Here is a 23898-nt window from a genome sequence, read left to right as displayed (position 1 = left end):
CCCGCAGAAGACGGTAGGTCTTGTTAGAAATACTCATCCGTAAGGAGTACGCCAGCCCATGCAGCGCCGTTTTCCCTCGCTAAATGCGCTTAAAACATTTGAAGCCGCAGCAAGGCACTTAAGTTTTTCAAATGCTTCGGAAGAGTTGAACGTCACCCAAGCCGCGGTTTCACGCCAGATAAAACTTCTCGAAGAAGACTTTGGTACAGCGCTTTTTCATCGCCTGACCCGATCCGTCGAACTGACCGAGGCTGGCCAGCGCCTCTTCCCACCCTTGAAGGACGCGCTCGACCAGATCGAATTCGCCGCGCATCGGGTATGGGACAATCGCGGAAGCGGCATCCTAACAATCTCCGTGCTACCTACCTTTTCGGTAAAGTGGCTCATGCCGCGCATTGTAGACTTCTCAGAAAAGCACCCTGACATCGAGATCCATCTGGTGAACTCAATCAAGCCGGTGGACTTTGACCGCGAAGATGTCGACCTCGCGATCAGGGTTGGATCACCCACATTGGAAACACAGTCAAAAGGCCATGTGCGAATTGATCTTGAGATGGCGAAAATTGACGAGCAGTTGACCTTTCTCCGACTCATGCCAGATCGCATGGTAGCCGTCGCGTCACCGCGCTACATTGCGGAGCGTGGTGGAGTCAGTTCTGAACAAGACCTCCGCTCGGCAACCCTAATCAACATGGCCACGAGACAGCACGCTTGGGCCGACTTTCTAAAGGTTATCGGTTGGGACGTTGAACTGCAAAACGAAGGTCCGGCCTATGGACATTTCTTCATGGCGATTCAGGCGGCGATGGAGGGGCGCGGCATTGCCCTTGTGCCAGACATCCTCGTCAAAGATGACATACGATCCGGTCTTCTCGTCCAGGCCATTTCGACAAGCGTCCCAAGCGCCGGACAGTATTACTTATTCGGCCGCAAAAGCGGTTGGGAACAGAAACGAGTACGCATTTTCAGAGAATGGCTGCAAGGCTATTTGCCCACCATAGACCCCGTTACCAGTGGGTCAGAATTTCATCAGCCGTGAGAACTTGCCCGTAGTATTTTCGATGCGTCGCGAGCGCCGCGTCATGTGCGGCAATCCCGTCGAGTGAGGTACAGGCATCGGCGGCAAGAACAACATAATGCCCGCGAAAGAACGCTTCAGCGGCCGTGGCCTGTATGCAGACGTTCGTGTTGCACCCGCACAGAACGAGGGTCTGCACGCCGAGCCGTTCTAAGGTATCTGGCAGATCGGTGCAGTAAAAGCCGTTGTAACCGGGTTTCTCCAAACATACTTCGCCGTCCAGCCGGCGCGGCAACGCAGAGTCCCATCGAGCGCCCCAACTGCCACGGTGGGTCAGGAGATCGCTCGCTGAAATCTCCCCAGAGGTGGGAGGCTCTCGCAGTTGGGCCGCGAGATAGTTGCCCGGCTCAACGCCAACCTCATGCACAACCGAAAGCCAAATCACCGGAACTCCCGCGCGACGTGCACCATAGATCAGCTTTTCCACCGCCGGAAAGCTGCGGCGCACAGGTTCAACCTCGACACCGCGCCGCCGTGCAAGGAACCCATCCGGATGGGTAAAATCGTTCTGAAGATCAACAACCAGTAAGGCCGCCCGCCCCTGCCCTAGTTGCTGCGCCGCCGTCCAAAGGGGCGCCCCAACCGTCACCGGAACAACTCCGGAAGCCAAAGCGACAACTGCGGGACGAAGGTTATGACAATAACCGCCAAGATCCCGCACAGGATAAAGGGCATCACCCCGGGCACCATGCGATCAATCGAGAGCTTCGATATTCCGGATGCCACGAACAGATTGAAGCCAAATGGAGGGGTGTACATCCCGATCGCGCTGTTGACGACAAGGATCAACCCGAGATGGATCGGGCTGATACCCATGGACAGACTGATCGGCAGGAAAATCGGAGCAAAGATCATCGTGATTGAGGTCGGGTCAATGAACATCCCCGCTACGATCAGAATAAGGTTCATCATCAACAGGATGATTACCGTAGACTCACTGATCCCCAGCAGAGCACCGGACAATTGCTGCGGGACCTGCTCAATAGTGAGCAGCCAAGCGAGCCCAGAGGCAGCTCCAACAAGGATCATAATCTGCGCGGTCCCGACAGCGGACTCAATGGCGCAATCAATGAGCCGACGCGGGCTCATTTCGCGGTAAACCAGCGCCGTGACGGCGATGGCATAGATACAAGCAACTGCTGCGGCCTCGGTGGGCGTGAAGATACCGCCGTATATACCCCCAATGATGACGACCGGAACTCCCAGCGCCCAACCGGCTTTGCAAAAGGCAGACCAGACATCACTCAGACTTGGCGCAGGCGCGAGCGGCAGCCGGTGACGGACCGCATATGCGAATGAATAAGCCATAAAGGTCGCGCCAAGTAGCAGGCCCGGAATGATCCCAGCCAGAAACAGATCTCCGACAGATGTACCCGTAACCACGCCATAAACGATCATGCCAATGCTTGGGGGGATGATCAGCGCAACTGAGGCGCTTGAGGTGATCAATCCTACGGAGAATTGCTCGCTGTAGCGTGCCTCTTTCAGCGCAGGCAGCACGATGCCACCGATAGCGACGACAGTCGCGGGGCTAGAGCCGGAAACCGCGCCGAACATCATGCAGGCTACGATAGTCGTCAGAGCCATGCCTCCGGGAAGATGCCCAACCAGAGCCTGAGACAATGAAATGATACGTGCCGACAGCCCACCAATGCGCATGATATTCGCCGAAAAGATGAAGAGCGGAATAGCCAGCAAAGAGAACTTGTCGATCCCCGACAGCACCCGTTGCATGATGCCCTCAAGTGGCAGGCCAACAAAGTACCATGTGACTGCGAGCGTCGCGCTGAGCATGGCAATGAAGATCGGCGTTCCGGTCAGCAACAGTGCCATGAGGATGAGCAGCAGTACCCAGCTCACGCGTCACCCTTCCGCAACACCGCGACTGCGGCGAATAAGAAATGAAGGGACATCAGCGCAAAGCCCACAGGCATTGCGGCATAAACATATGCCATCGGAATATTGAGCGTGGCACTTCGCTGTCCGAGGCGGCCAATTTTTTCAGTAATTCCCCATGCGTAGTAGCAAAAGACAAGGCACGCGCCGAGGCAGAAAAGCATTACCGCGAGGTTCAATAAGCGTTTCCCCCGCTCGGGGAGGAAACGCGACAGCGGATCAATTGCGATATGGGAACCGCGACTGACGCAAAGGCTCGCACCAATCATCGTAACCCAAACGATACTGTAGCGCGAAAACTCCTCGGCCCAACCAAGCGAATTATTGAACACAAACCGCATGACGACATTGAGAAACAAGACACCCGTCACAGCGATCAGTAATAAGCCGATGAGCCAACCTTCCATCTTTGAGATCGCACTGAACGTTCGCATCATCGAGCCTATCATTTTCACTTTGTTAAACGAACAAGCACGGGGGTGTAGCCCCAAGTTTGTTCACTGCATCCAATATTATTTGGCGGCGTCGTAGATGAGGGAGAGCATCGCGTCACCATATTGCTCGGTGTAGATCTTATGAACCGGCAACGTCGCCTCCCGGAATACGTCGCGCTCTTCGGCGGTAAGCTCGATGATTTTCGTCCCGGAGGCCTCGATCGCTTCAAGATCCCGCGCAACGATCTGTTGCACACCCACTCGCTGCCGTTGGACATAGGTTACGCCGGCATCCATCATGATCGCCTGAAGATCGTCGGGCAGCGAGTTATACCAGTCCTGGCTAAACATCAGGATCCCGCCCAGCATCGCGTGTTCGGTCAGGGTAAGGTAGTCCTGCACTTCGTAGAATTTCATGTCGTGGATCAGGTTGGTTGGATTTTCCTGTCCATCCACGGTGCCCATTTGCAGGGCATTGTAGACTTCGAGAAAGTCGAGCGGAACCGGGTTCGCACCAAGGGCGCGATATTGCTCCATGATGATCGGGCTTTCCATTGTCCGCATCTTGAAGCCCTCAAAGTCAGCAAGCGTGCGCAACGGTTTGTTTGCCGTCATATTCTTGAGGCCATCAATGTAAAAGGCAACGCCGAGAACGTTTTGAGGCGCTAGAAGGCCGAGCATTTCCTGACCAACAGGACCGTCAAGCACTTCGACCATCTTGTCATAGGAAGGGAAAAGGAACGGCAAGTCGAAGACCTGAAGTTCAGGAACGAAACCAGCAATCCGCGCCGTGGGCGAGGTTGTGATCTGAAGGCTTCCAAGTTGCAGTGCCTCGAAATTCTCCCGAGCTGTTCCCGCCTGCCCCGAATGGAAGACCTTGATCTCAATGCGCCCGCCCGACGCTTCGGCCACTTCGTCTACCATTTGCAGGGCTGCTGCATGATGCGGCGAATCCGGCTTGAAACCGTGCGAAAACAGCGCTTGGAACTCCTGCGCCGTAACCGCCGTTCCGATGAACGACGCCAAAATCGTCGCACAGGCGCCCTTTAGGAAGGATCTGGAAGAAAGTTTCATGACGTTGATCTCCGATGAGGCAAGTCTGTTTGATACATTTGCGATGTAGGGACTGTAAGGGCGCGATGGTCGCACAGGCCAACAATAAAAAATGTCGAACCCATAATAATAAATCATGCCACGCCCACCAACCACGCCGCCCAAGTCCGGCCCTTGCAGGCTGTCAAGAGAATGAAATCACAACCGCACGACACCTGAGCCCTACGCTTTAAAAAGAACAATAAACTGTCGCATTCGCTCAAAATGAGAGCATCAATTTTATCGTGGTTGATGGCGGGCTCTGGAATGCCTCTTTGGCCCACCACGAGCACATAACAATTTCTATCGCCATCAAAGAGCAGAAGTATTTTGTCCTCGACCCGTTGGAATGGTCTCTAGGGTAATGGGGCCCGCGGCAACGCCGCGCGCGATCCTGGTTGGCCCAAGACGTTTCCAAGGCGGTGCGATGACATGACAACTCCTACATTAAAGATAGCGGTCGGCGGCTTCGGCGCCATTGGCAAAGCGGTAGCCGCAGCCCTCGACGCCGGCATCCCCGGGATGGAGCTTGTTGCCGTCTCAGCAAGGGACACCACCAAAGCACAAGCCTACATGGCACAGAGTTTCAGCCGCGCGTATGAGATCTTGCCGCTCGAAAATCTTGCCGAGCGCGCCGATGTCGTGGTGGAATGCTGCCCGGCTCACCTCCTCGACATAATCGCCCGGCCAACGCTTGAAGCAGGCAAGACGTTGATCGTTATCAGCGTCGGCGCTCTGCTCTCCAATGAACACCTCGTAGGCATAGCTACGGAGAATGATGGGCGCATTCTCGTGCCCTCTGGCGCCATACTTGGCCTCGACGCCGTTCAGGCAGCGGCGCAAGGCACTATCGAAAGCGTCAAAATGGTCACCCGCAAGCCCCCCTTAGGCCTTAAGGGAGCACCCGCCATCGAAAAGATGGGATTGGACCTCGATACGGTTACAGAACCGGTGAAGTGCTACCAGGGAACCGCACATGACGCGATCGAGGGGTTTCCGGCTAACCTGAACGTTGCCGTGGCGCTTGGTCTCGCGGGTATTGGAACCAAACTGACCCAGCTCGAAGTCTGGGCAGATCCAACGGTCAAACGAAACACACACACGATCACTGTTGTGTCCGACAGCGCGAACCTGACCCTGAAAATCGAAAACATCCCTTCGGATGATAACCCGAAGACTGGCAGGATCACTCCGCTCAGTGTGATATCCACTCTGAAGCGCCTGACCGCACCTCTGGTGGTCGGCGCCTAGTCTTACGCGGTTTACTCAGGCCCCACGAAGGCGCCGTCACCAGCCTCCCCAGTGATGGCGCCGTTCAGGTAAACCGTTTTGCCACCTACAATCGTGCGCTTGACCTGTCCCTGAAAACGCATCCCTTCATAGAGCCGCGCTGCACCCCGTGCTTGTGTTTCTAACTTGTCGCCCCGGATCTCCGTTACCGCCGCTCTATCCACCAAAATCAGATCGGCGTCACACCCGACTGCGATCTTGCCCTTACGGTCAGTCAAACCAAAGCGCTGCGCCGGGCTGGCTGAAACCAAGCGCCACGCCTCAGCCAAAGTCAGGCGACCCTGAGCAACGGCATCAAGCATCGCCGGCACAAGAACCTCAAGTCCGGGAACACCGGCAGGAGCGGCCGCAAAATTTTCTGCGCTGGCCGCCTTTTCGATGGCATCAAACGGCGCATGGTCTGTCGCGACTTGCGTGATGATCCCCTCTGCCAAAGCATTCCAGAGAGCTACTTGATCAGCCGCACCCCGGATCGGCGGGATGGTCTTTCCATAAACGCCCACGCGGTCCACGTCTGCATCGTTCGCATAAAGTGACTGCGGGCACACCTCCGCCGTCAAGTCACACAGCCCCGCAAAGCGCCGCAAAACGTCAACTGTTCGCGCACTCGTGACATGGGCAATGTGCAGTTTGGCGCCGATTTCAGCGTTCATGACCGCCAATTTCGCCACCGCGACCGCTTCACATATCGCCGGTCGGGAGAGTTCCATAAACGCCGCGCTTGATTTGTCCGCTTCGACAGAGCGCTCACCAAAAAGGCTTAATAACCCAGCGTTCTCGCAATGCACTACGAGCGGGAGCCCCGCAGCCTTCGCCGCCTCCAAGGCCCGGTATTGTCCGCCCTCCGAAGGACAAGCCAGCCCTTCAAATTCCGCCTCACGCCCCGGCGGCACACCTGTCGTGAAGATTTTGAACGCAAGGGCACCTGCCTCTTTTAGCGCGCAAGCCGCAGCGCCGTCCAAACCACCCAAACCAGCGTAGAGTCCAAAATTCACAAGCGACCGCGCCGCAAAGTGTTCACGACGCAACCTCAATTGCTCGACCGAGATGGTCGTCGGAATTGTGACCGGCATTTCGAGTATGGTTGTCACGCCCCCCGCTGCCGCAGCGCGCGTTTCGGTTTCGACCGTGCCTCGCTCCGCAAACCCGGGCGCACGAACGTGGACATGCGTGTCGATCGCGCCGGGTAACAGCGTTAGCCCGACAGCCTCGATCCGCTCCCGTGCATCGGCGTCCTCTCCCGCCGGAAGAACCACCGCAACTACGCCATCGCGCAAGCCCACGTTCACACGAAAAAGCCCTTCGGGAAGAAGCACTTCAGCGCCCAATATCAGAGTATCAAACAATTCCGAATCCCATTTGGTTCATAAGCCGTGAGTAACGAAAACACTCCAGACACTCGAACGTTTTCTGTCTAAGAAAATTTAGATGACATTTGGTGGTGTGGTAATCCCCCATCAAAAAATTGGGATGTTTCCGATAGGCCCGAGCAGGCGCCCGTGGTTGAACCAATCGACCCATCCGAGGGTGGCTATTTCCAGATCCTGCATGTTACGCCACGGGCCTTGGCGACGGACAAGTTCGTTTTTGCAGAGACCGTTTATGGATTCAGCGAGAGCATTGTCGTATTAGTCCCCGACGCTGCCGACAGGTGGTTCGATCCCGGTTTCGGGCAGACGCTCGGTGTAGCGAATGGACGAATATTGCCCACCGCGAAGCGAATGATGGACCAATCCGCCTTCCTGAACAGGGCGTAGATCATGCAGGACCTGTTCCGGCGCATCCATTGCCCGACGGGTGATTTGTGAAATAAATCCGCCGAGAGGGGACACAAAGTCCGTTTTGGCAGACCGCGAGACCCGCCATCTGACAATGCGGTCAGCGAATGTGCCTATGACGGAGGCAACATAAACAAAGCCCTGCCACGTGGGCACAAAGGTAAAATCGCTGACCCAGAGCAGGTTTGGTACAGCGGCCAGGAACACGCGGTTCACCTTGTCGCGCGGACAGGGGGACTGCCGTATCAAGGAACGTTGTTTTGACCACCTTTCCGCGCACGGCCCCACGGATGCCGTGCTGTTTCGCTAGGCGCTCCACGGTGCAGCGCGCCAGCTCAAAGCCCTCCCGCTTCAGCTGATGCCATGCCTTGCGGACTCCGTAGACCTAGTAATTCTCATCCCAGACCCGTTTAATTTCAGGGCGTAGCTCGGTATCCCGCTGATGGCGTGCCGAAGCTTTGGACGGATCCGCGAGGCGCGCCTGGCGCAGCTCACGGTTCTCGCGTTCGAGAGTCTTGATCCGGTCGCGCTCTTCAGTGGTCACACCGTCGCGCATGCCGCTGTCTTTCTCCGCCCTCTTAAACCATTCGCGCAGAGTCTGAGGAATACAGCCAATTTTTGGGGCAATGGCCGCGATCGCGCCCGCCTGTGTTTCGTATGAGCCTTGATGCTCAAAGACCAACCGGGCCGCACGTGCGCGGATATCAGGCGAGTAGCGATTTGCCATTTCGCTTTTCGTCAGAACCATCATCCTTACTCAAGTTGATGGTCTCCGACAGACCCGGGGCGGCTCACCCTTAGCCGTCATTAGTGTCGCACACACCAAATGCCCGTTCTTGGCTCTTTGGTTCCATGCTGAAGAGCCGTCCAATGGGCCGCAAACAAAGTCGCGTCGTTACGTATGCGCGTTTTCCGGACCTGATCAGTCCCTATCGGGCGCGGCAGGACAATCCGCCATCCACGGGTAGCAGAACCCCGTTGATGTATTTCGCCTCGCGCGAGGCCAGAAAGACGGCGGCGTGGGCCACGTCCCATGCATCGCCCATCTTGCCGGTGGGGCTCATCGCGTCGCGTTCGGCCATCTGTTTATCGGCATCGCCATGGTGGCCCTTGAACCCTTCGGCATGGCGTACCAACGGCGTGTCGATCAGCCCCGGCAGGATGGCGTTCGCGCGAATGCCCTTTGGCGCGTATTGCAGGGCGATGGCGCGGGTCAGCTGGTTCATCGCCGCCTTGCTGGTGGCATAAGCCGCCATGTCATAACCCGAGATGCGGATGCCTGCGACCGACGAGATATTGGTCACCACGCCATACCCGCGCTCTTCCATGTGCGGCAGGACATGCCGCGCGGACAGCAACACGCTCTTGACGTTGACGTCCATGGCGCGGTCCCAGTCCTCCAGCACCATGGTGACCGGCCCGCCAAAGGGGGTGATGCCGATGTTGTTGTGCAGGATTTCGATCTTGCCGAACTCTGCCAGCGTTTGGGTGACGGCCCTGGCCACGTCGTCCTCGACGGTGGCGTTGCCGGTCAGGGCGATGGCCCGGTTGCCCTCGCTCTCGATGATATGCGCGGTCTCGTCCGCCGCTGCCGCGTTCAGGTCGAAACAGGCGACACAAGCCCCGGCACGGGCATAGGCCACGGCGGCGGCCTTGCCATTGCCCCAGCCCGGGCCGGAGGATCCCGCGCCAAAGACCAGAGCCACTTGATCGGTCAGATTGAACATCGTCACCCTCTCAGTTACCCAGCAAGACGCCTGGCAGCCACATCACGATCTGGGGTTGCCATATGAACAACATCAGCGCGCCCAGTTGCACTAGGACAAAGGGGATGATGCCGCGATAGATCTGCGCCATGTTGACATGTGCGCCACCTGCCCCCTTGAGATAGAACAGCGCAAACCCAAACGGTGGCGTCAGGAACGAGGTCTGCAGGTTCACCGCCACGAGGATCGCGAACCAATAGATCATGTCCGGCCCGGCGACGTGGTCGCCAAAGTGCATGGTCTTCACGATCGGTGCAAAGATCGGCAGCATGATCAGCGTGATCTCGATCCAGTCAAAGAAGAACCCCATGACAAAGATCATGACCATCATCATAAAGAGCAGCCCCCAGTCACCGAACGACAGGCTGCGCGCGGTCTCGACGATGAAATGCTCGCCCCCGATCAGGCGGAAGACATAGGAAAATGCTGTCGCCCCGACGAAGATGAAGAACAGCATCGAGATGGTGCGCACCGACCCGTCCAGCGCGGTGGACAGCGCGGTCCAGTTCAGCCGCCCCCGCACGAGGCCAAGGACCAGCGCCGCAACAGCCCCGACGCCCGACGCCTCGGTCGGCGTGGCAATACCGCCAAGGATGGACCCCAGCACAGCCACGATCAACAAGAAGGGCAGGCCAAGGGACAGGATCATTTCCGACCAGCCGTCGAACTTCTCGGTGCCATCACGAGGCGCCTTGGGGGCCAGTTCGGGGCGCAGCACGGCGATCGTAACAATGTAAACAAGGTACAGACCCGCCAGCACCAGTCCAGGCAGCAGGGCGGCGACAAAAAGCTTGGCAAGGTTCAGCGTCAGCAGATCCCCCATGAAGACCAGCATGACCGAGGGCGGGATCAGGATGCCCAGCGTCCCGGCGCTGGCAATTGTGCCGGCGGCCAGCGAGGGTGAATACCCCCGTGCGATCATCGTCGGCAGCGCCAGCGCGGTCAGCATCACGACCGACGCGCCGATGATGCCCGTCGCGGCGGCCAGGATCGTGCCGACCAAAGTCACGGCCAGCGCCAGCCCACCCGGCACCACGCGCAGCAGCTTTTGCAGGGCGATCAGCAGATCGTCGGCGACGCGGGTCTTCTCCAGCACCAGCCCCATGAAGACGAACATGGGGGCCGCAACCAGCACCGGGTTTTCGATGATCCCGCCAAAGATGCGGTTGGGCAGAAGGGTAACCTGAGCGGCGCGCATTTCGCCAAGGTTCAGAGCGATTACGCCAAAGATCAGCGTCACCCCCATCAGCATGATGCCCACTGGCAAGCTGGAGAACAGGCCAAGGATCAGCGCCAGGAACATGAAGCCCGGCAGGAAATCGATCAGGGTTTCCATCAGTCGGCCTCGAACGGGGTTGGGAGCAGGTCGGGCCTCGCCAGAGTCACGATGCAGCGCAGGGCCACCGACATCCCGCCAAGGATCGTCAATAGGGCCGCCATCGGGATTGTCGACTTGATGATCCAGCGATTGGACAGGCCGACGCCGCCGTTGGAGGTTTCTCCGCGCTGGAACGATCGCTCTGCAAAGTCATAACCGTACCATAAGAGCAGCGCCATAAAGGGCAGCAGAAACAGGACAATCGCGGCCAGCTCCCACCAGACACGGCGGCGCTCGCCGATCTTGTCCACAAAGATGTCGATGCGCACATGCGCGTCCTTCAGGTAGGCATAGCCAAAGCCCAGCACCGCAATCGCGCCATGCAGATGCCATTCCAGTTCCTGCAGTTTGAACGAGCCCGTCGCAAAAAAGCGCCGTCCGATCACGTCATACAGGATCACCGCTGCGAGGATGAGCAGCAGCGCGCCACACAGGGCGGCGAACCACCGGCATGGCATCGCCAGCCAGCGGGACAGGGTCAGGCAGGTTTGCATCTGGGCCTCCGGGTTTGCGCGGGCCACGAGGACCCGCGCGGGTCAGGTCAGTCGACGTAGCCGAGTTCTTTCCACTGGGCATAGTCGGCGCGGAAAGCCTGAATGTGGTCCCAGACGCGCTTGAACTCTGCGTTTTCGGCGGTCTTTTCCGCCACAACTTCATCCCAGGTGTCGCTGAAGGTCTGCAGCATCTCGTCCGACCAGCGATGCACGGTCACACCATGATCGTTCTGCATCTTGGCCAACGGCTCCAGTTCGATGGCCTCGCCCTGCGCGGTGGTGCGGGCGACGTTGGCGGCGCAGACTTCCTGGATTGCGGCGCGGTCACGGTCGGACAGCGCGTTCCAGCTGTCGGTGTTCATCATGAACACGATCAGCGATGTCTGCTGGTGCCAACCGGGAAAATACAGGTGTTTGGCGTGTTCATACATGCCCAGCGCATAGTCGATCGCCGGGAACGACATTTCCGCCGCATCGATCGTGCCAAGGTTCAGCGCGCTCATGGTATCCGCAGGGGGCATGGATTGCGCGGCAACGCCCAGCTTTTCCATTACTGCGGCACCAAGGCCGAAGATCCGCATCTTCTTGCCCTTCAGATCCTCGGGCGAGTTGATCGGCTCTTTGAACCAGCCAGACGCCTCGGGGGCGAGGATCGAGCACAATTCGGAATGGATGTTGTAGGGCGCGGAAATCTCGTTCCACAGTTCGTAGCCACCGCCATTGTACCACCAAGCGGTGTATTCGCGCACGTCCGGGCCAAAGGGAAAGGCCGTGAACAGCGAGGCTGACGGCACCACGCCTTCGGCGAAACCGGGGCTATACCATGCCGCTTCGATGGCGCCGGTGGACAAGGCGTCCCAGATTTCATTACCCGCGACGATTTCGCCCGGATTGCGGAAGACGAAGTTCAGCTCGCCCCCGGTAATTGCGGACACGCGCCCGCCCAGTTCCGCGCCGGACGAGCCGAGCAGAGGCAGCGAGCCGGGATAGATCGACTGCATCTCGATGTCGCGCGCAAAAGCTGGCAGCGCGAGCGTTGCGGCAGCGGTGGCTGCCATCAGGGTACGTTTCATGGTTTCTCCTCCACGGTGCGCCGGGGGTCCGGCAGTTCTTCGGCAGACGGGGTCAGACTCCCGCGACCTGCCATCCTCCATCCACGTTCAGGCAATGGCCCGTTATGTTCGATGCGCCATCCGACACCAGAAAGCGCACGGCCTCGGCGATCTCGGGCGCCTCGGCATAACGTCCCTGAGGGATCGTTTCGAGATAACGTTGACGCTGTTCCGGCGGGTGGTGTTTGGCAAGCGGCCCTTCGACCGGGCCCGGCGCGACGGCATTGCAGCGGATGCCGTGCTCTGCCAGTTCGACCGCCATTTGTTTGGTCAGATGGATCAGCCCGGCCTTGGACGTACCATAGGCCACGCGCCCGCGGCTGGCCTGCTGGCCCGACACCGAGGCAATGTTGACGATTACACCGCCACTTTGGTCGGCCATGACACGCGCGACGGCCTGCGACAGGCGCATCGGCACGGTCAGATTGACATGCAGCATCGCATCCCACAGCGCCTCGTCCGTGTCGAAGAAGGGCACGACCCGTCCGATCCCTGCGCAGTTGACCAGCGCGCCGATGCAACCCGCCTTGTCGACCAGGTCAGCGCGGGCGGCAGGGTCGGTCAGGTCGGCCTGAACTCCTTGTGCGCCAATGCCGGCGGCGGCCTTTGTCACGCCCTCGGACAGGTCGACCAACAGCACCGGCCAGCCGTCTGCCCGCAGCGCCCGCCCGATGGCCAGGCCCAAAGTCCCCGACCCGCCAGTCACAATGGCTGTGCCACGTGCCATGTCCAGACAGCCTCCCCCGCTTGAGGACGATTCATTATCCATATTGTGGACATGATTTCGGCATCAGAATAGATTTCGAAAGTCCCGGCTGTAAACCCTCTATTTTCACCACAATAGAATAAGCATTCTTTCTTGAGTCTGGACATTCCTACTGGCATAAATGTACTTGGGAGGACATCCACATTATGGATACTAATGGTAAGTCAGTCGCCGGAAGCCAAAGCATCGACCGCGCCTTGATGCTGCTGTCGCTGATCTCGACTCATGGCGGGAAAGAGGTGCCGATGCCTGTCCTGACCCGTGAAACTGGCCTCAGTCGCCCCACCGTGCGCCGCATCCTGCTGGCGCTGATCCGGTCCGGCTATGTCGAACAAAGCCCCGAGGGAGCCTATTACCCCGGCCCCGAATGCCTGATCGCGGGCACCAGCGCGGCGCGGCGACACACTCTGCTCGACGTGTCGATGGAAAGTCTGTTGCGGCTGGCGGATGCCAGCGGCGACAGCAGTTTCGTCTCGATCCGACGGGGCGCGCATTCCGTCTGCCTGCACCGCGAAGAGGGCGGCTTTCCAATCCGGACCCATGTCTTGCAACCGGGCGCGCGCCACCCCTTGGGGGTCGGCGCGGGGGCGATGGCGATTCTGTCCGCCCTGTCAGAGGAGGAGGCGCAAGAAGTGATCGACGCCACACGCGACGAGCGCGCAGCACAATTCCCCGGCTTTGACGATGCCTTTTTGCTGAACGAGTTGGCCATTGCCCGCGACCGCGGCTGGAGCCTAAACCCTGGCATGTATGTCGCCAATTCCTGGGCCATCGGCGTACCGGTGCGCGGGCCGTCTGGCACAGCGCTTGGCGCGCTGTCCATCGCCGCAATCGACAGCCGCATGACCCCGGACCGCCAGCCGCAACTGGCCGAGATGCTGAAATCCGAAGCCGCCCGTATAGAGGCGCGGCAGCCACCCAATCGGCCCATCTGAAGGAGACGACCATGAGCAACCAACCCTGTGTGATCGGCTGGGCGCATTCCAAATTCGGCAACCTCGCCGACTCGCCCGATACTGAAAGCCTGATCAAGGCCACCGTCCCTGCTGCGCTGGACGATGCCGGGATCACGGCGGCGGATGTCGATGGCATCTTCCTTGGCACCTTCAACAGCGGCTTCGTCACCCAAAGCTTCGAGGCCGGGCTGGTCGGCATGGCGGTGCCCGAACTGGCGCATGTACCGGCGTCCCGACTGGAAAACGCCTGCGCCACCGGATCCGCGGCACTGTATTCGGCGCTGGATTTCGTCCAGTCCGGACGCGGCAAGATCGCCCTGGTCGTCGGCGTCGAGAAGATGACGACCATTCCGCCCGCCGAAGCCGCCGCCCTGATGTTGCGAGGCAGTTACTACGCCGAAGAAGGGCATTTCAGCCCCGGATTTGCCGGGGTCTTCGGCCATATCGCGCAGAGCTATTTCCAGGCTTTTGGCGACCAATCTGACGCGCTTGCGATGATCTCGGCCAAGAACCATCACAACGCGATGAAGAACCCTGTCGCCCATATGCACAAGGACCTCGGGTACGCCTTTTGCAACACCGTCAGCGACAAGAACCCTGTGGTGGCCGGGCCTCTGCGCCGGTCCGACTGTTCACTGATTTCCGACGGGGCGGCGGTGATGGTGGTCTGTGACGCCGAGACCGCAGAAGGCATGGGAAAGGCCGTGCAATTCCGCGCGCATCATCACGCCAATGACTTCATGGCGCTGTCCCGACGGCCTGCGCCCTACTCGTTTGGCGGGGCGGCGCGCGCCTGGAAAGGCGCATTGGACGAGGCGTCGATCACGCTCGATGATCTGGATTTGGTCGAAACCCATGACTGTTTCACCATCGCCGAGATGCTGGAATACGAGGCGATGGGGCTGGCCGAACCGGGTCAGGGTCACCGCGTCATCCGCGAGGGCGTTACGCAGGCCGATGGCAGGCTGCCCGTCAACCTGTCCGGCGGGCTGAAGGCACGCGGGCACCCCTTGGGCGCGACCGGCGTGTCGATGCACGTCATGGCGGCGATGCAGCTGACCGGTGAGGCGGGCGAGATGCAAAAGGACGGCGCGGCTTTGGCCGGTGTTTTCAACATGGGCGGCGCCGCGGTGGCCAACTACACCTCGATCTTGGAGCGCGTCAAATGAGCGAGGCAATCTGGCCAAGCAGCACCCGCGTCCCGAACATCGCTTATTTCCTGACAAAACAGGCAAAGCGGCAGCCCGACGCGGTGGCGACGGTTTACAACGACCAGACGTGGACTTGGGGGCAGTTCGACGCCCGTGTCAGCGCCTTGGCCCATGCCTTGCGGCGCGATCTGGGGTTGGCAAAGGGCGACACCGTTCTGGTGCAATCGGCCAACAACAACCAGATGCTTGAAATCATGATGGCAGTGTTCCGGGCGGGACTCATCTGGGCGCCGGCGAATTTCCGGCAAGGCACTGACGAGGTCGCCTTCCAGTGCCAGAAATCCCGCGCACGGGCGATCTTCGTCGAAGAGACCTTTCCCGATCATGCCAATGCCTGCGCCGGTCTGGTCGATCACATCATCGCCCTTGGCCAGCTGCCCGACGCCCACAGCTATGAGGCGCTGGTGGACCGCCACCTTGGAACAGATTTCAACAACGAGGACGTCACCCGTGACGATCCCTGCTGGCTGTTCTTCACTTCAGGCTCGACCGGGCGGCCCAAGGCGGTTGTGCTGACCCACGGCCAAATGACCTTTACCATCCTCAACCACATGAACGACCTGATGCCGGGCCTGTCCTCGCGCGATGCGTCGCTGGTGGTGGCGCCGCTGAGCCACGGGGCTGCGGCGCATGCGATGGCGCAGATCGCCGCCGGAGCCAAAAGCGTGATCCTGCCGCAGGGGCGGTTCGACCCTGCACAGGCCTGGCGGATGGTACAGGAGTGGAAGGTGAGCAACATGTTCACCGTGCCGACCATCGTGAAGATTCTGGTCGAGGACCCTTCTGTAGACCAGTTCGACCATTCTTCGCTGCGCCATGTGATCTATGCCGGTGCGCCGATGTATCGCGCGGATCAAAAGCGCGCGCTTCAAGCACTTGGGCCGGTGCTGGTTCAGTATTACGGCCTTGGCGAAGTCACCGGTGCCATTACGGTCATGCGTCCCGAGGATCACCACCTCGAGGATACGCCAGAGGCCCGCCCCGGCACCTGCGGCGTGGAACGCACCGGCCTTCAGGTCACCATCCAGGATGAGAGTGGCACGCTGTGCACCCCCGGCCAGACCGGCGAGATCTGCGTCATCGGCCCCGCCGTCTTCCCCGGTTATTTCGACGACGAGGGGGCGAATGCCAAGGCGTTCCGCAATGGCTGGTTCCGCACCGGCGATCTGGGCCACCTTGACGAACAGGGCTACCTGTTCATCACCGGACGCTCCTCGGACATGTATATCTCGGGCGGGTCCAACGTCTATCCGCGCGAGATCGAGGAAATCCTGCTGGCCGTCAACGGTGTCAGCGAGGTGGCGATCCTCGGTGTGCCTGATCCCCGCTGGGGCGAAGTCGGGCTATGCGTCTGCGTGCCGGAAAGCGGGGCGCAAGTAGAGGAAGGCACGCTGCGAACGTGGCTCGACGGGCGTGTCGCAAAATACAAGATGCCGCGTTTCTACGTCTTCCTCGATGAGATGCCCAAGACTGCCTATGGCAAAATCACCAAGAAACTGGTGCGCGAAGAACTGACCGCGCGCGGCCTGATCCCGCAGCCCAGCCCCGAGGGGGCCTGAGCCATGCGCCCCATTCCCGCCCCGCGCAGACCCGACGCGACGCCGATGCCTGACGGCAACAGCCGCGATTGGGTGACCCATCCAGGCCCCGAACAGCCCGAGCGCTATGCGCTGATCCCGTGCCACGCCCGCCGTGCGTTGCTGCACCTGAAAGCCGGGATGACCCTGCTTAATGCCATCGGCGCCGAAGTTGGGGCCGCGGGCGCCGATGGCGCCTGCGCAATTCTCGACGGGGTGGGCTTCTCGGACATGCACTATGTCATGCCCGATGGTCCCGCCGACGACGCCCACGCCGCGTGGTACAGCGAAACACACATCGCGAAAGACATCACTCTGGATCGGGCAACCGCCTCGGTCGGATTACGTGACGGCGCCTGGTTCCTGCACACCCATGCCATCTGGGGCGGCGACACCCCGGCAATGGGGCATCTTCTGAACGATCTATGCGTTCTCGCCCGGGATTGTACCGTCGAAGTCTGGCTGCTGACCGGAGCCAGATTAGAGGTGACACTGGATCCGGAAACCAAATTTCCGCTGTTTCAACCGCACCCTTGCACGGTGCAGGCGCTGCCGAACGCCGCCCTGCTGACAGTCCGCCCGCACGAAGACCTGCATACCGCGCTTGAGTCCGCCTGCGCCGAGGCGGGCCTCCCCGATGTGCAAGTCCATGGTCTGGGTAGTCTGATCGGTGCACGCTTTACAGGCGCGCCGCCAATGTCATCGACGTTGTCCGAAGTGCTTCTGCTTGCGGGTTGTCTGGTTCGTGACGGTCGCTGCCTTGACTTGCCGCTGGTATGCGTGGACCCGTCCGGTCAAATCTATCAGGGCAACCTTGTGCCAACCAAGGGGCCGGTTCTGGTCACGTTCGAAATGCTGCTTGTGTCGCACCGAACGGGGTGAGCCCGTCGGGCCGCTTCTACGGGTCGCCGCGATCGCCCGAACCCCGGCGAAACAGCTCGTTGGTCCGAAACGTGTCTGGGTTGCCAAGAAACAAGGTCTAGCTAAAACACGGGGCGGCCTTACGCTTTGTAAGCACTGATGCCGTTCGCGACCGACGCAACGGAGGTCGGGAACCCGCCCTTCGTGAACAGCGTCACGGAATGCTGCACCGCAGAAGTCAAAGTGCTTGCTGAAACATAGGCTGGCGAAGGTTCGATTCCTGATCCATCTGACCGCACGCGACTCCGGTCGGAGTATTCAGGTAGGGCTTCCAGAAAGCCACGTAATTTCAACGTGGCTCAGGCGATTCACCAAAACTACGTAGTCATGACGTCCAGGGAAAAACCCGCTGAGAGAACGGATATTGGGCTAACGGCCGGCACGGCGGTGTTTAGCCCGATCCTCAAACCCCTCTGAAAACGCAAGAAATTCCGGCCGTAGCCGGACGGAGGGGAAAGTTTCTCAAGGGCAAGTGGCGGAACGGATGGGACTGGCGTCAATCCTTCTCTGGGTCGGAAGTCATTGATTTTAAATTGATAGCTTTCTCTGGATGTACGCTACGTGCGCTTTCAATACTGCAATCGTCTCACATGGCGATGCCGTCTGGCGAGAGCGGCATCCTCCTCATTTCAAGCACGTTGATATCTACGGCCACCGCTAGACCGTGCGAACATCCACGATACCACCCTGCACAAATCTGATGCGCCTTGAAAAGGCATCCGATCATGCGAGCCCGAAATCTTCCCCAATCCGGTCGATCTGATGCATGCGCTCGTACAGGATTGTCACAATCCCGATGTCGCCGTTCGAGAGATGTCGCCAGTAGACGAAATGGCGCTCGTATCGAAAGATGAACCCTTCGACGCCGAACAATATTTTCGAAGGCGACGAACAGGCCGGTGATGTATTCTTCGGCCTGTTCGTCACCCCACCTGTCACGGATGTATCGCTAGTGTCATCGAGGCGGTGGGACGCCCCTTCCGGTATTCGAATGACGGGCATCGGATCAGGCCCTGTTCCGCGCAATCACCTCGGCTGCGGTCAAATTCTATTGAGAGCCATGAAACCGGCAGAAACCCTATGTTCCGGCGACGGACCCGTGTGGCTGCCCGTAGGAACGGACCATTCATTTGAATGCTACGGATATGAACTGCGGTACGGCACCGCAGATTTTCGAGTGTGCCCAAGGGCTCCGATGATGTAACCGCGCCCCGACGGCATCGATGTGTCAGTTCGCTTTGCTGATTTCAGCTTTGGACCACTCAGAGAGCAGTCCAAAGGGTACTTTTATTACTCCACTTCGGTCAATGCGTAGTCCACTGATTCCTCGAAACGTGGATAGGATGGGCGCTGGCGGCCTTCGGTCAGTTTAGGCACCTCCGAGGTTGCGAAGACGATCAACTCCTGCAACGTGTTGAAGCCGTCGCGGTTGCCCACCGTCTGGTCGGCCATCCCCCGCAAACCGGCCAGCAAAGCCGCGGTGAAGGCTCCGTGCCCGCCACCAAAACTTTCATCCTCCAGCGATTTCTGCGAACCGGAAGAAGACGCAAAGACTACGGCCCCGGTCCCATCTGTCAGGCTTTGTACCGCGTCGTCGGCGACGACCCGGCCTTTGTTCTGAGCGGCGCCAGAATGACAGATGTCCAGCAACATCAGGGCGCTCTGGTTGATCGGCCGGTTTTCGAGGAACTGCCGGAAACGATCCACACTCATACCCGTATAGGGGCGGGACATGTCCGCATCATGTGTCATGAAATACAGCTGTTGTTCCTCGTCCGTGACGCCGTGGCCCGCGAGGAACAGCACCACCACGTCATCGGCTGCCGAATCCTTGAGGAATTCGTTCATCTCGATGCGCACATTGCGTTCGGTGGCGTCTGCATTGGTCAGGATTTTGGTGCGGACCTGATCGAACAGCTTGCCCTGTTGCGCGGCGGCCAGCTTGGCCAGTTCCTCGGCGTCCCGATGAGCAAAATTCAGGTTCTGGCTGCTGATCTCGTAATCCGAGACGCCGACACCGAAGAACCACAGCGTCCGGCCCCCCGCCTGCAGTTCGATATCGCTTTTCGAGGTGCGCTCGACCTCGACGCGTTGCGTCATCAGGCGGGCATCCTTCCAGACGAGGCTGGCCTCGATCACGTTTCGGCCCGGGTTCAGGTCGAACTTGCGCGACAGGCCGATGGTCTCGTTGCCGTCAAAAAAGGAGTCCTCCTCGAAGCCGCGCGATTTCAGCACGCGGCGCCCGTTGAGCACATATTCGATCTCGGGCTCGGGCAGGTCGGCGCTCGCCTTTTCCACCGACAGTTCAAGGGTAAAGCTGTCCTCCTCGGTGCGCACCACCGCCGACGAATTCAGGCTGACGGTATAGGGGGCCTCGAAGATGTCGGCAGCCACGTCGGGTGCCTTGTCCTCGGCTTTGGGCGCGGCGTCACTGGCGATGGCCTGCAGCTTGTTGCGGATCAGGCCGGGGCGTTCATAGCGGTTCTTGAGCGCCTCGAAGGGCAGGAAATTGTCGCCGAGCGACCAATAGACCCCCTTGGTCCCGCCGAGCGACGCGGTAAAGCCCCCATCCGGCGCGTAGGCGATCCATTCGCCATCGGCTCGGGTGGAAATGGTCAACGCCTTTTCCATCGTGCGCAGATCGACAAAGACCACCTCGTTGCCATTGGTCACACCGATGGCGAGGTTCAGGTCATCGCGGATTTCGACATCCCGCAGGCTGTAGGGAAAGGCGATGGATTGGCCGTCGAGTTCGATGTAGTCCCAGAACCAGCGCAGGCTGCGCCCGTCCTCCAGGTCGCGCGTAAATTCAAACTCCGGCACCTCTGTGCGCAGGGATTTTGCCGTCCGCGGATCGAAGACTTCCCAAGTGTTGTCGCGTTTGACGCGCAGTTCGCCTGCGTCGGTCCAGTCCAGCGCCTGCTGGCGACTCTTGAGCGTCAAGCGCTGCAATTCGCGCCCGCTGGTAAGGTCATAGGTCGTGACGACGGTCGACCCGTCGAGACCCTTCTTGTAGCCGATCTCGAAGTCCGAGGTCACGGCGAGCAGTCCGTCCTCGGACAAGCTGACATCAACGCGGGTGCGGAAGATCGCATCGCCGCCAGTGGCATCGGTGACGATGTCATAGTCAAAGCGGCGCACCTCGCGCAGGGTCGACCGTTCGAGCACGAGGATCGTCGAGCGGGCGCTGCTCTTGCGCTGCTTGTCGTCGGGCTTGCTGGCGAGAACGAGGTAGTCATCGCCGTTGCTCGACATGTCGGCGATCTGCAACCCGGTCCTGAGCGCGATGTCGTGTTGGAAGGTGGCGCTGTCGAATGTCACGACCTGCCCGTCCTCGGTGACCGACACCAGCACGGAGCCGCTGTCGTTCAACTTGGCCCAGCCTTGCGCCACCGGCACGTCGAAGCGATGTACCCGGCGACCGGTACGCAGGTTCCAGACGGAACTGCCCGCCTCGTCGCGCGAAATCGCCATGTCGGTGCCCTCGATCAGGGTCAACCCCTTGCCTTGACGGGCCAGGTTGTCCTGCGCACGGACGGGTTCCAGCGTGTCCGGATCGAACCAGGTCAGTTTGCCCTCGAAGGGCGCCACGTAGAACGCACCATCCGGGGTCCAGTCGCCGATGATCTGCTCGTCATGTTTGCGGCTGGACAACACCCGACCCGAGGCCATGTCGACCAGCGCCAGCTTGATGTCGCTGTCGAACTGGTCCGAGATCATGACCAGCGGCTTGGTCGGGTGAGCACGCATCTTGAAACTGCTGACCGGCAGACGCTGGCGGTTCAGCAGGCGGTATGTGCGCGCGTCATATGTATGCAGCTCGCGGCCATTGGTGACGGCGGCGATATAGTTGCCATCCGCCGACTGCACCCAGCTGTGAATCCAGTCCTCCTGCCGGAACTGACCGATCTTTTCCAGCGTGTCGGCATCGAAAACGGCCACGGGATGCTGACCCGAGGCGGTGGCGAGGATGCGCTTGCCGTCATTGAGGAACAGCATCCGGGCAGAGCCGCGCCGGGTGTCGATCTTGGTGGTTCTGACCTTGTTGTCTCGCAGGGTCAAAACGCGCAGATAGCCGGTGGCATCGGTAAAGGCGACCTTGTCGCTGAATGGGCTGAACTGCACATTGTTGACGGCGTGATTGGTACGGAATTGCGATTTCAGCAGGCCGGTGCGCAGGTCGTAGACCAGCATTTGGTAGGTGGTCGCGCCGGTCACGTCCTCGAAGGACGACCGCGTCGCAAGGTAACGCCCGTTGGGTGAAAGATCCGACGTGTGGCTGACCCCCAGCGGCAATTCATGCAGGCGCACATTGCGTTCCAGGTCCCAGACCTGGATGGGCGACTGGCCGGTGATCATCAGACGTCCGTCGCCGGACAGGCTCACCTGCGTCAGGTTCATCCACCCGACCGAGGCAACCTGCGGTGCGTTGAGATTACCGTAGGGGCGGATTTCCACCCGGCGGTTGGTCTGACGCCCGGAATCGCTTTCGTTGCTGGCGCGCGGGTTGCGCGGGCCAAAGCCCTGGGTCTGCAGCCGCGACGGGTCGATTCCCGCTTGTTCAATGAAATAGCGCTCGACCGAGGCTGCGCGGTCGCGCGACAGCGGCAAGTTCACCGCATCCGTGCCCGTGATGTCGGTATGCCCCTCGATCATGAACACGTATTTCTCCGCGCCCGGCGCGGTCAACGCTTCTGCCGCCTCATCCAGCAGCGAAAATCCCGAGGACCGCAGGTCCGCCTTGCCAGTGGCGAATTCAACCGAGACGTTCAGGCTTTCGCCAAAGCGGCGCTCCCAGTCCAGCAGAAAGGGGTTGTCGGCATAGAACCGATCTCGCGCGCCGGTCAGGCGCAGCCCGTTGCGGACCCGCGCCTTGCGCACGCCCAGCCAGGCCGAGGAAATCCGGTCATGTTCGCGCTCCATCCGTTCGAGCAGGGCGCTCGCGCGGGCGTAGTCCCCCACGCGGATCCGGTTGTTGATGTAGTCACCCATCATATTCTGTCGGGCAGACCCGCTGATCTGCGGCAGGTATTGCTCGAACAGGCGCACCGGGGTGTCGGCATCGCCGATTTCCTCCAGCCCGTCGGCATAGGTGTTCAACGCGGTGCGCAGGTCTGCCATGGTCGGCGCATTCTCAACCGCCGCCTGGCCATGGCGGCGGATGGCGGCCGCATCCATCACGATGTTCGAGTTGTGATACGTCAGGTTGCGCTGCACTTCGAAATTGTCGGGAAAGGCGCGGGCGGCCTTGGTCAGAAGGCGCTCGGCCAGACCGTAGTCATAATTGACCACGGCAATGTATCCGTCCAGCGCCGGTTCCGGCGTCGGGTTCATTTCGAAGGCGCGTTCATAGTATTTCGCGGCGTCGGTGTAATAGCGGAAATCCTTGTTGAGGATTTCCGCCGCCCGCTCCATCGCCGGGGCCGAGTCGTTGTCCTCGGCCCATCGCACCACCTCGTGAAAGACCTTCAACCGTGTGTCGCGATCAGCCCGTTGGGCGGCCAGCAATTTCAGGCGGTTTCCCGCATAGCGGTCGAGCACGTCGAAATCGCCGCCGCCGTCGACCGCCTGTTTGAAATAGCGGTCCGCCTCGCGGCGCTTGCCGTTGGTTTCGGCGGCAATCCCAAGGATGAAGGCCTTGCCCCATTGCCGGATGTAGCCCTTTTTCACCGCGTCGTTCAGAAAGCGGTCCGCCTCTGCCGCGCGTCCTGCGCTGCGCATGTTGAAATAGATGTTGCGCGTCAGCAGCGTATCGCCGTTCGAATGGGACAGTCCGGCACGGTAGAGCGCGGACGCTTCGTCATAGCGCTTGGCATTATAAAACTCGAAGCCGCCATTGATATAAGGTGTCAGGTTCGTCGGGTCCTTGGCGATGGCCTGCCGGTAGAGGGCGACGACCTCGTCAGTCGATGCGCCATTGCGACCGGCAACCCAGGCGCGCCCGATCAGGCCCGGCGCGGTGTCGGGATAGTTCTGCGCCAACCACGCCCGGATCTGCGCGCGCATGGCGCCGCTTTCCAGCGTGACGGACAGCTTGATCAGGTCATCCGGGGACTTGCGCGCGCAAAATGCACAGTCCAGCGCCATGGCGCTTCCGGGCAATGCCAGAAGGGCAGCAGTCATCAAGGGCTTGAGGCGGTGGAACATGG

17 protein-coding genes and 2 pseudogenes are annotated in these 23898 nt (G+C 60.1%); 6 read left to right on the top strand and 13 right to left on the bottom strand.

What is annotated here, in order from left to right; all coding sequences use genetic code 11:
- Window positions 1–58: 58 nt before the first annotated feature.
- Window positions 59–1039 carry a LysR substrate-binding domain-containing protein gene (locus VOI21_RS08175; RefSeq protein WP_323769314.1) on the top strand — a complete coding sequence of 327 codons (981 nt, stop codon included), beginning with the start codon at window positions 59–61 and terminating at the stop codon, window positions 1037–1039.
- Here the strand turns inward: VOI21_RS08175 and VOI21_RS08170 are convergent.
- The 4 genes from VOI21_RS08170 to VOI21_RS08155 all read right to left on the bottom strand — a co-directional run bounded on the left by VOI21_RS08170 (window position 1008) and on the right by VOI21_RS08155 (window position 4482).
- On the bottom strand, window positions 1008–1667 hold the full coding sequence (locus VOI21_RS08170) for a cysteine hydrolase (protein WP_323769313.1): 660 nt from the start codon (window positions 1665–1667) through the stop codon (window positions 1008–1010). The two genes, VOI21_RS08175 and VOI21_RS08170, sit on opposite strands and share 32 nt — an antisense overlap.
- A complete protein-coding gene (locus tag VOI21_RS08165; protein WP_323769312.1) occupies window positions 1664–2938 on the bottom strand; it encodes a TRAP transporter large permease in 1275 nt (424 codons plus the stop codon). The genes VOI21_RS08170 and VOI21_RS08165 overlap by 4 nt, the downstream gene beginning before the upstream one ends.
- Window positions 2935–3411 (bottom strand): TRAP transporter small permease, encoded by a 477-nt coding sequence (locus VOI21_RS08160; protein WP_323769310.1) that lies wholly within the window; start codon window positions 3409–3411, stop codon window positions 2935–2937. The genes VOI21_RS08165 and VOI21_RS08160 overlap by 4 nt, the downstream gene beginning before the upstream one ends.
- A 75-nt stretch (window positions 3412–3486) precedes the next feature.
- Window positions 3487–4482 (bottom strand): TRAP transporter substrate-binding protein, encoded by a 996-nt coding sequence (locus VOI21_RS08155; protein ID WP_323769309.1) that lies wholly within the window; start codon window positions 4480–4482, stop codon window positions 3487–3489.
- A gap of 450 nt (window positions 4483–4932) precedes the next feature.
- On the opposite strand from VOI21_RS08155, the gene VOI21_RS08150 reads away from it, so the two are divergent.
- Entirely contained in the window at window positions 4933–5751 is an 819-nt protein-coding gene (locus VOI21_RS08150; RefSeq protein ID WP_323769308.1) for an aspartate dehydrogenase, read from the top strand.
- Between the two features lie 11 nt (window positions 5752–5762).
- Here VOI21_RS08150 and VOI21_RS08145 read toward each other — a convergent pair whose 3' ends face one another.
- The 7 genes and pseudogenes from VOI21_RS08145 to VOI21_RS08115 all read right to left on the bottom strand — a co-directional run bounded on the left by VOI21_RS08145 (window position 5763) and on the right by VOI21_RS08115 (window position 13045).
- On the bottom strand, window positions 5763–7136 hold the full coding sequence (locus VOI21_RS08145) for a dihydroorotase family protein (RefSeq protein WP_323769307.1): 1374 nt from the start codon (window positions 7134–7136) through the stop codon (window positions 5763–5765).
- A 111-nt stretch (window positions 7137–7247) separates the two neighbouring features.
- Window positions 7248–8316, bottom strand: a pseudogene (locus tag VOI21_RS08140) (IS3 family transposase).
- A 181-nt stretch (window positions 8317–8497) separates the two neighbouring features.
- Window positions 8498–9295 (bottom strand): SDR family NAD(P)-dependent oxidoreductase, encoded by a 798-nt coding sequence (locus tag VOI21_RS08135; protein WP_323769306.1) that lies wholly within the window; start codon window positions 9293–9295, stop codon window positions 8498–8500.
- A gap of 10 nt (window positions 9296–9305) precedes the next feature.
- Window positions 9306–10670 (bottom strand): TRAP transporter large permease subunit, encoded by a 1365-nt coding sequence (locus VOI21_RS08130; protein ID WP_323769305.1) that lies wholly within the window; start codon window positions 10668–10670, stop codon window positions 9306–9308.
- Complete coding sequence (locus tag VOI21_RS08125) at window positions 10670–11206, bottom strand: TRAP transporter small permease subunit (RefSeq protein ID WP_323769304.1); 537 nt, start codon at window positions 11204–11206, stop codon at window positions 10670–10672. The genes VOI21_RS08130 and VOI21_RS08125 overlap by 1 nt, the downstream gene beginning before the upstream one ends.
- 47 nt (window positions 11207–11253) lie before the next feature.
- The gene (locus VOI21_RS08120) at window positions 11254–12279 is read right to left on the bottom strand and encodes a TRAP transporter substrate-binding protein (protein ID WP_323769303.1); all 1026 of its coding nucleotides are present in this window, start codon (window positions 12277–12279) and stop codon (window positions 11254–11256) included.
- A gap of 52 nt (window positions 12280–12331) precedes the next feature.
- Window positions 12332–13045 (bottom strand): SDR family oxidoreductase, encoded by a 714-nt coding sequence (locus tag VOI21_RS08115; protein ID WP_323769302.1) that lies wholly within the window; start codon window positions 13043–13045, stop codon window positions 12332–12334.
- A gap of 185 nt (window positions 13046–13230) precedes the next feature.
- Between VOI21_RS08115 and VOI21_RS08110 the strand changes: the two genes are divergently transcribed.
- From VOI21_RS08110 to VOI21_RS08095, 4 genes are read left to right on the top strand one after another with little or no spacing between them, the layout of a single operon-like run.
- Window positions 13231–14019, top strand: coding sequence for an IclR family transcriptional regulator (locus VOI21_RS08110; protein WP_323769301.1), 789 nt, complete (start codon window positions 13231–13233; stop codon window positions 14017–14019).
- 11 nt (window positions 14020–14030) lie between these two features.
- Window positions 14031–15209, top strand: a complete 1179-nt coding sequence (locus VOI21_RS08105) for an acetyl-CoA acetyltransferase (RefSeq protein WP_323769300.1) — start codon at window positions 14031–14033, stop codon at window positions 15207–15209.
- Complete coding sequence (locus VOI21_RS08100) at window positions 15206–16810, top strand: acyl-CoA synthetase (protein ID WP_323769299.1); 1605 nt, start codon at window positions 15206–15208, stop codon at window positions 16808–16810. The genes VOI21_RS08105 and VOI21_RS08100 overlap by 4 nt, the downstream gene beginning before the upstream one ends.
- 45 nt (window positions 16811–16855) lie before the next feature.
- On the top strand, window positions 16856–17710 hold the full coding sequence (locus VOI21_RS08095) for a hypothetical protein (protein ID WP_323769298.1): 855 nt from the start codon (window positions 16856–16858) through the stop codon (window positions 17708–17710).
- 762 nt (window positions 17711–18472) lie between these two features.
- Here the strand turns inward: VOI21_RS08095 and VOI21_RS08090 are convergent.
- Together VOI21_RS08090 and VOI21_RS08085 are read right to left on the bottom strand one after the other, a co-directional pair.
- A pseudogene (locus tag VOI21_RS08090) lies at window positions 18473–18751 on the bottom strand (type II toxin-antitoxin system RelE/ParE family toxin).
- 288 nt (window positions 18752–19039) lie between these two features.
- The gene (locus VOI21_RS08085) at window positions 19040–23896 is read right to left on the bottom strand and encodes an OmpA family protein (protein WP_323769297.1); all 4857 of its coding nucleotides are present in this window, start codon (window positions 23894–23896) and stop codon (window positions 19040–19042) included.
- Between the last annotated feature and the right edge of the window lie 2 nt (window positions 23897–23898).

This window comes from Antarctobacter sp. (assembly GCF_034670325.1).
GTDB lineage: Bacteria > Pseudomonadota > Alphaproteobacteria > Rhodobacterales > Rhodobacteraceae > Antarctobacter.
The sequence above is the reverse complement of the archived record's forward strand: the minus strand, read 5'-3'. Positions and strand labels throughout refer to the sequence as shown.

Bases quoted from the DNA above. Each gene is read 5' to 3' on its own strand.
- VOI21_RS08175 (WP_323769314.1), top strand. From the start codon at position 59: ATGCAGCGCCGTTTTCCCTCGCTAAATGCGCTTAAAACATTTGAAGCC.
- VOI21_RS08160 (WP_323769310.1), bottom strand. From the start codon at position 3,411: ATGATGCGAACGTTCAGTGCGATCTCAAAGATGGAAGGTTGGCTCATC.
- VOI21_RS08155 (WP_323769309.1), bottom strand. From the start codon at position 4,482: ATGAAACTTTCTTCCAGATCCTTCCTAAAGGGCGCCTGTGCGACGATT.
- VOI21_RS08150 (WP_323769308.1), top strand. From the start codon at position 4,933: ATGACAACTCCTACATTAAAGATAGCGGTCGGCGGCTTCGGCGCCATT.
- VOI21_RS08135 (WP_323769306.1), bottom strand. From the start codon at position 9,295: ATGTTCAATCTGACCGATCAAGTGGCTCTGGTCTTTGGCGCGGGATCC.
- VOI21_RS08130 (WP_323769305.1), bottom strand. From the start codon at position 10,670: ATGGAAACCCTGATCGATTTCCTGCCGGGCTTCATGTTCCTGGCGCTG.
- VOI21_RS08125 (WP_323769304.1), bottom strand. From the start codon at position 11,206: ATGCAAACCTGCCTGACCCTGTCCCGCTGGCTGGCGATGCCATGCCGG.
- VOI21_RS08120 (WP_323769303.1), bottom strand. From the start codon at position 12,279: ATGAAACGTACCCTGATGGCAGCCACCGCTGCCGCAACGCTCGCGCTG.
- VOI21_RS08115 (WP_323769302.1), bottom strand. From the start codon at position 13,045: ATGGCACGTGGCACAGCCATTGTGACTGGCGGGTCGGGGACTTTGGGC.
- VOI21_RS08110 (WP_323769301.1), top strand. From the start codon at position 13,231: ATGGATACTAATGGTAAGTCAGTCGCCGGAAGCCAAAGCATCGACCGC.
- VOI21_RS08105 (WP_323769300.1), top strand. From the start codon at position 14,031: ATGAGCAACCAACCCTGTGTGATCGGCTGGGCGCATTCCAAATTCGGC.
- VOI21_RS08100 (WP_323769299.1), top strand. From the start codon at position 15,206: ATGAGCGAGGCAATCTGGCCAAGCAGCACCCGCGTCCCGAACATCGCT.
- VOI21_RS08095 (WP_323769298.1), top strand. From the start codon at position 16,856: ATGCCTGACGGCAACAGCCGCGATTGGGTGACCCATCCAGGCCCCGAA.
- VOI21_RS08085 (WP_323769297.1), bottom strand. From the start codon at position 23,896: ATGTTCCACCGCCTCAAGCCCTTGATGACTGCTGCCCTTCTGGCATTG.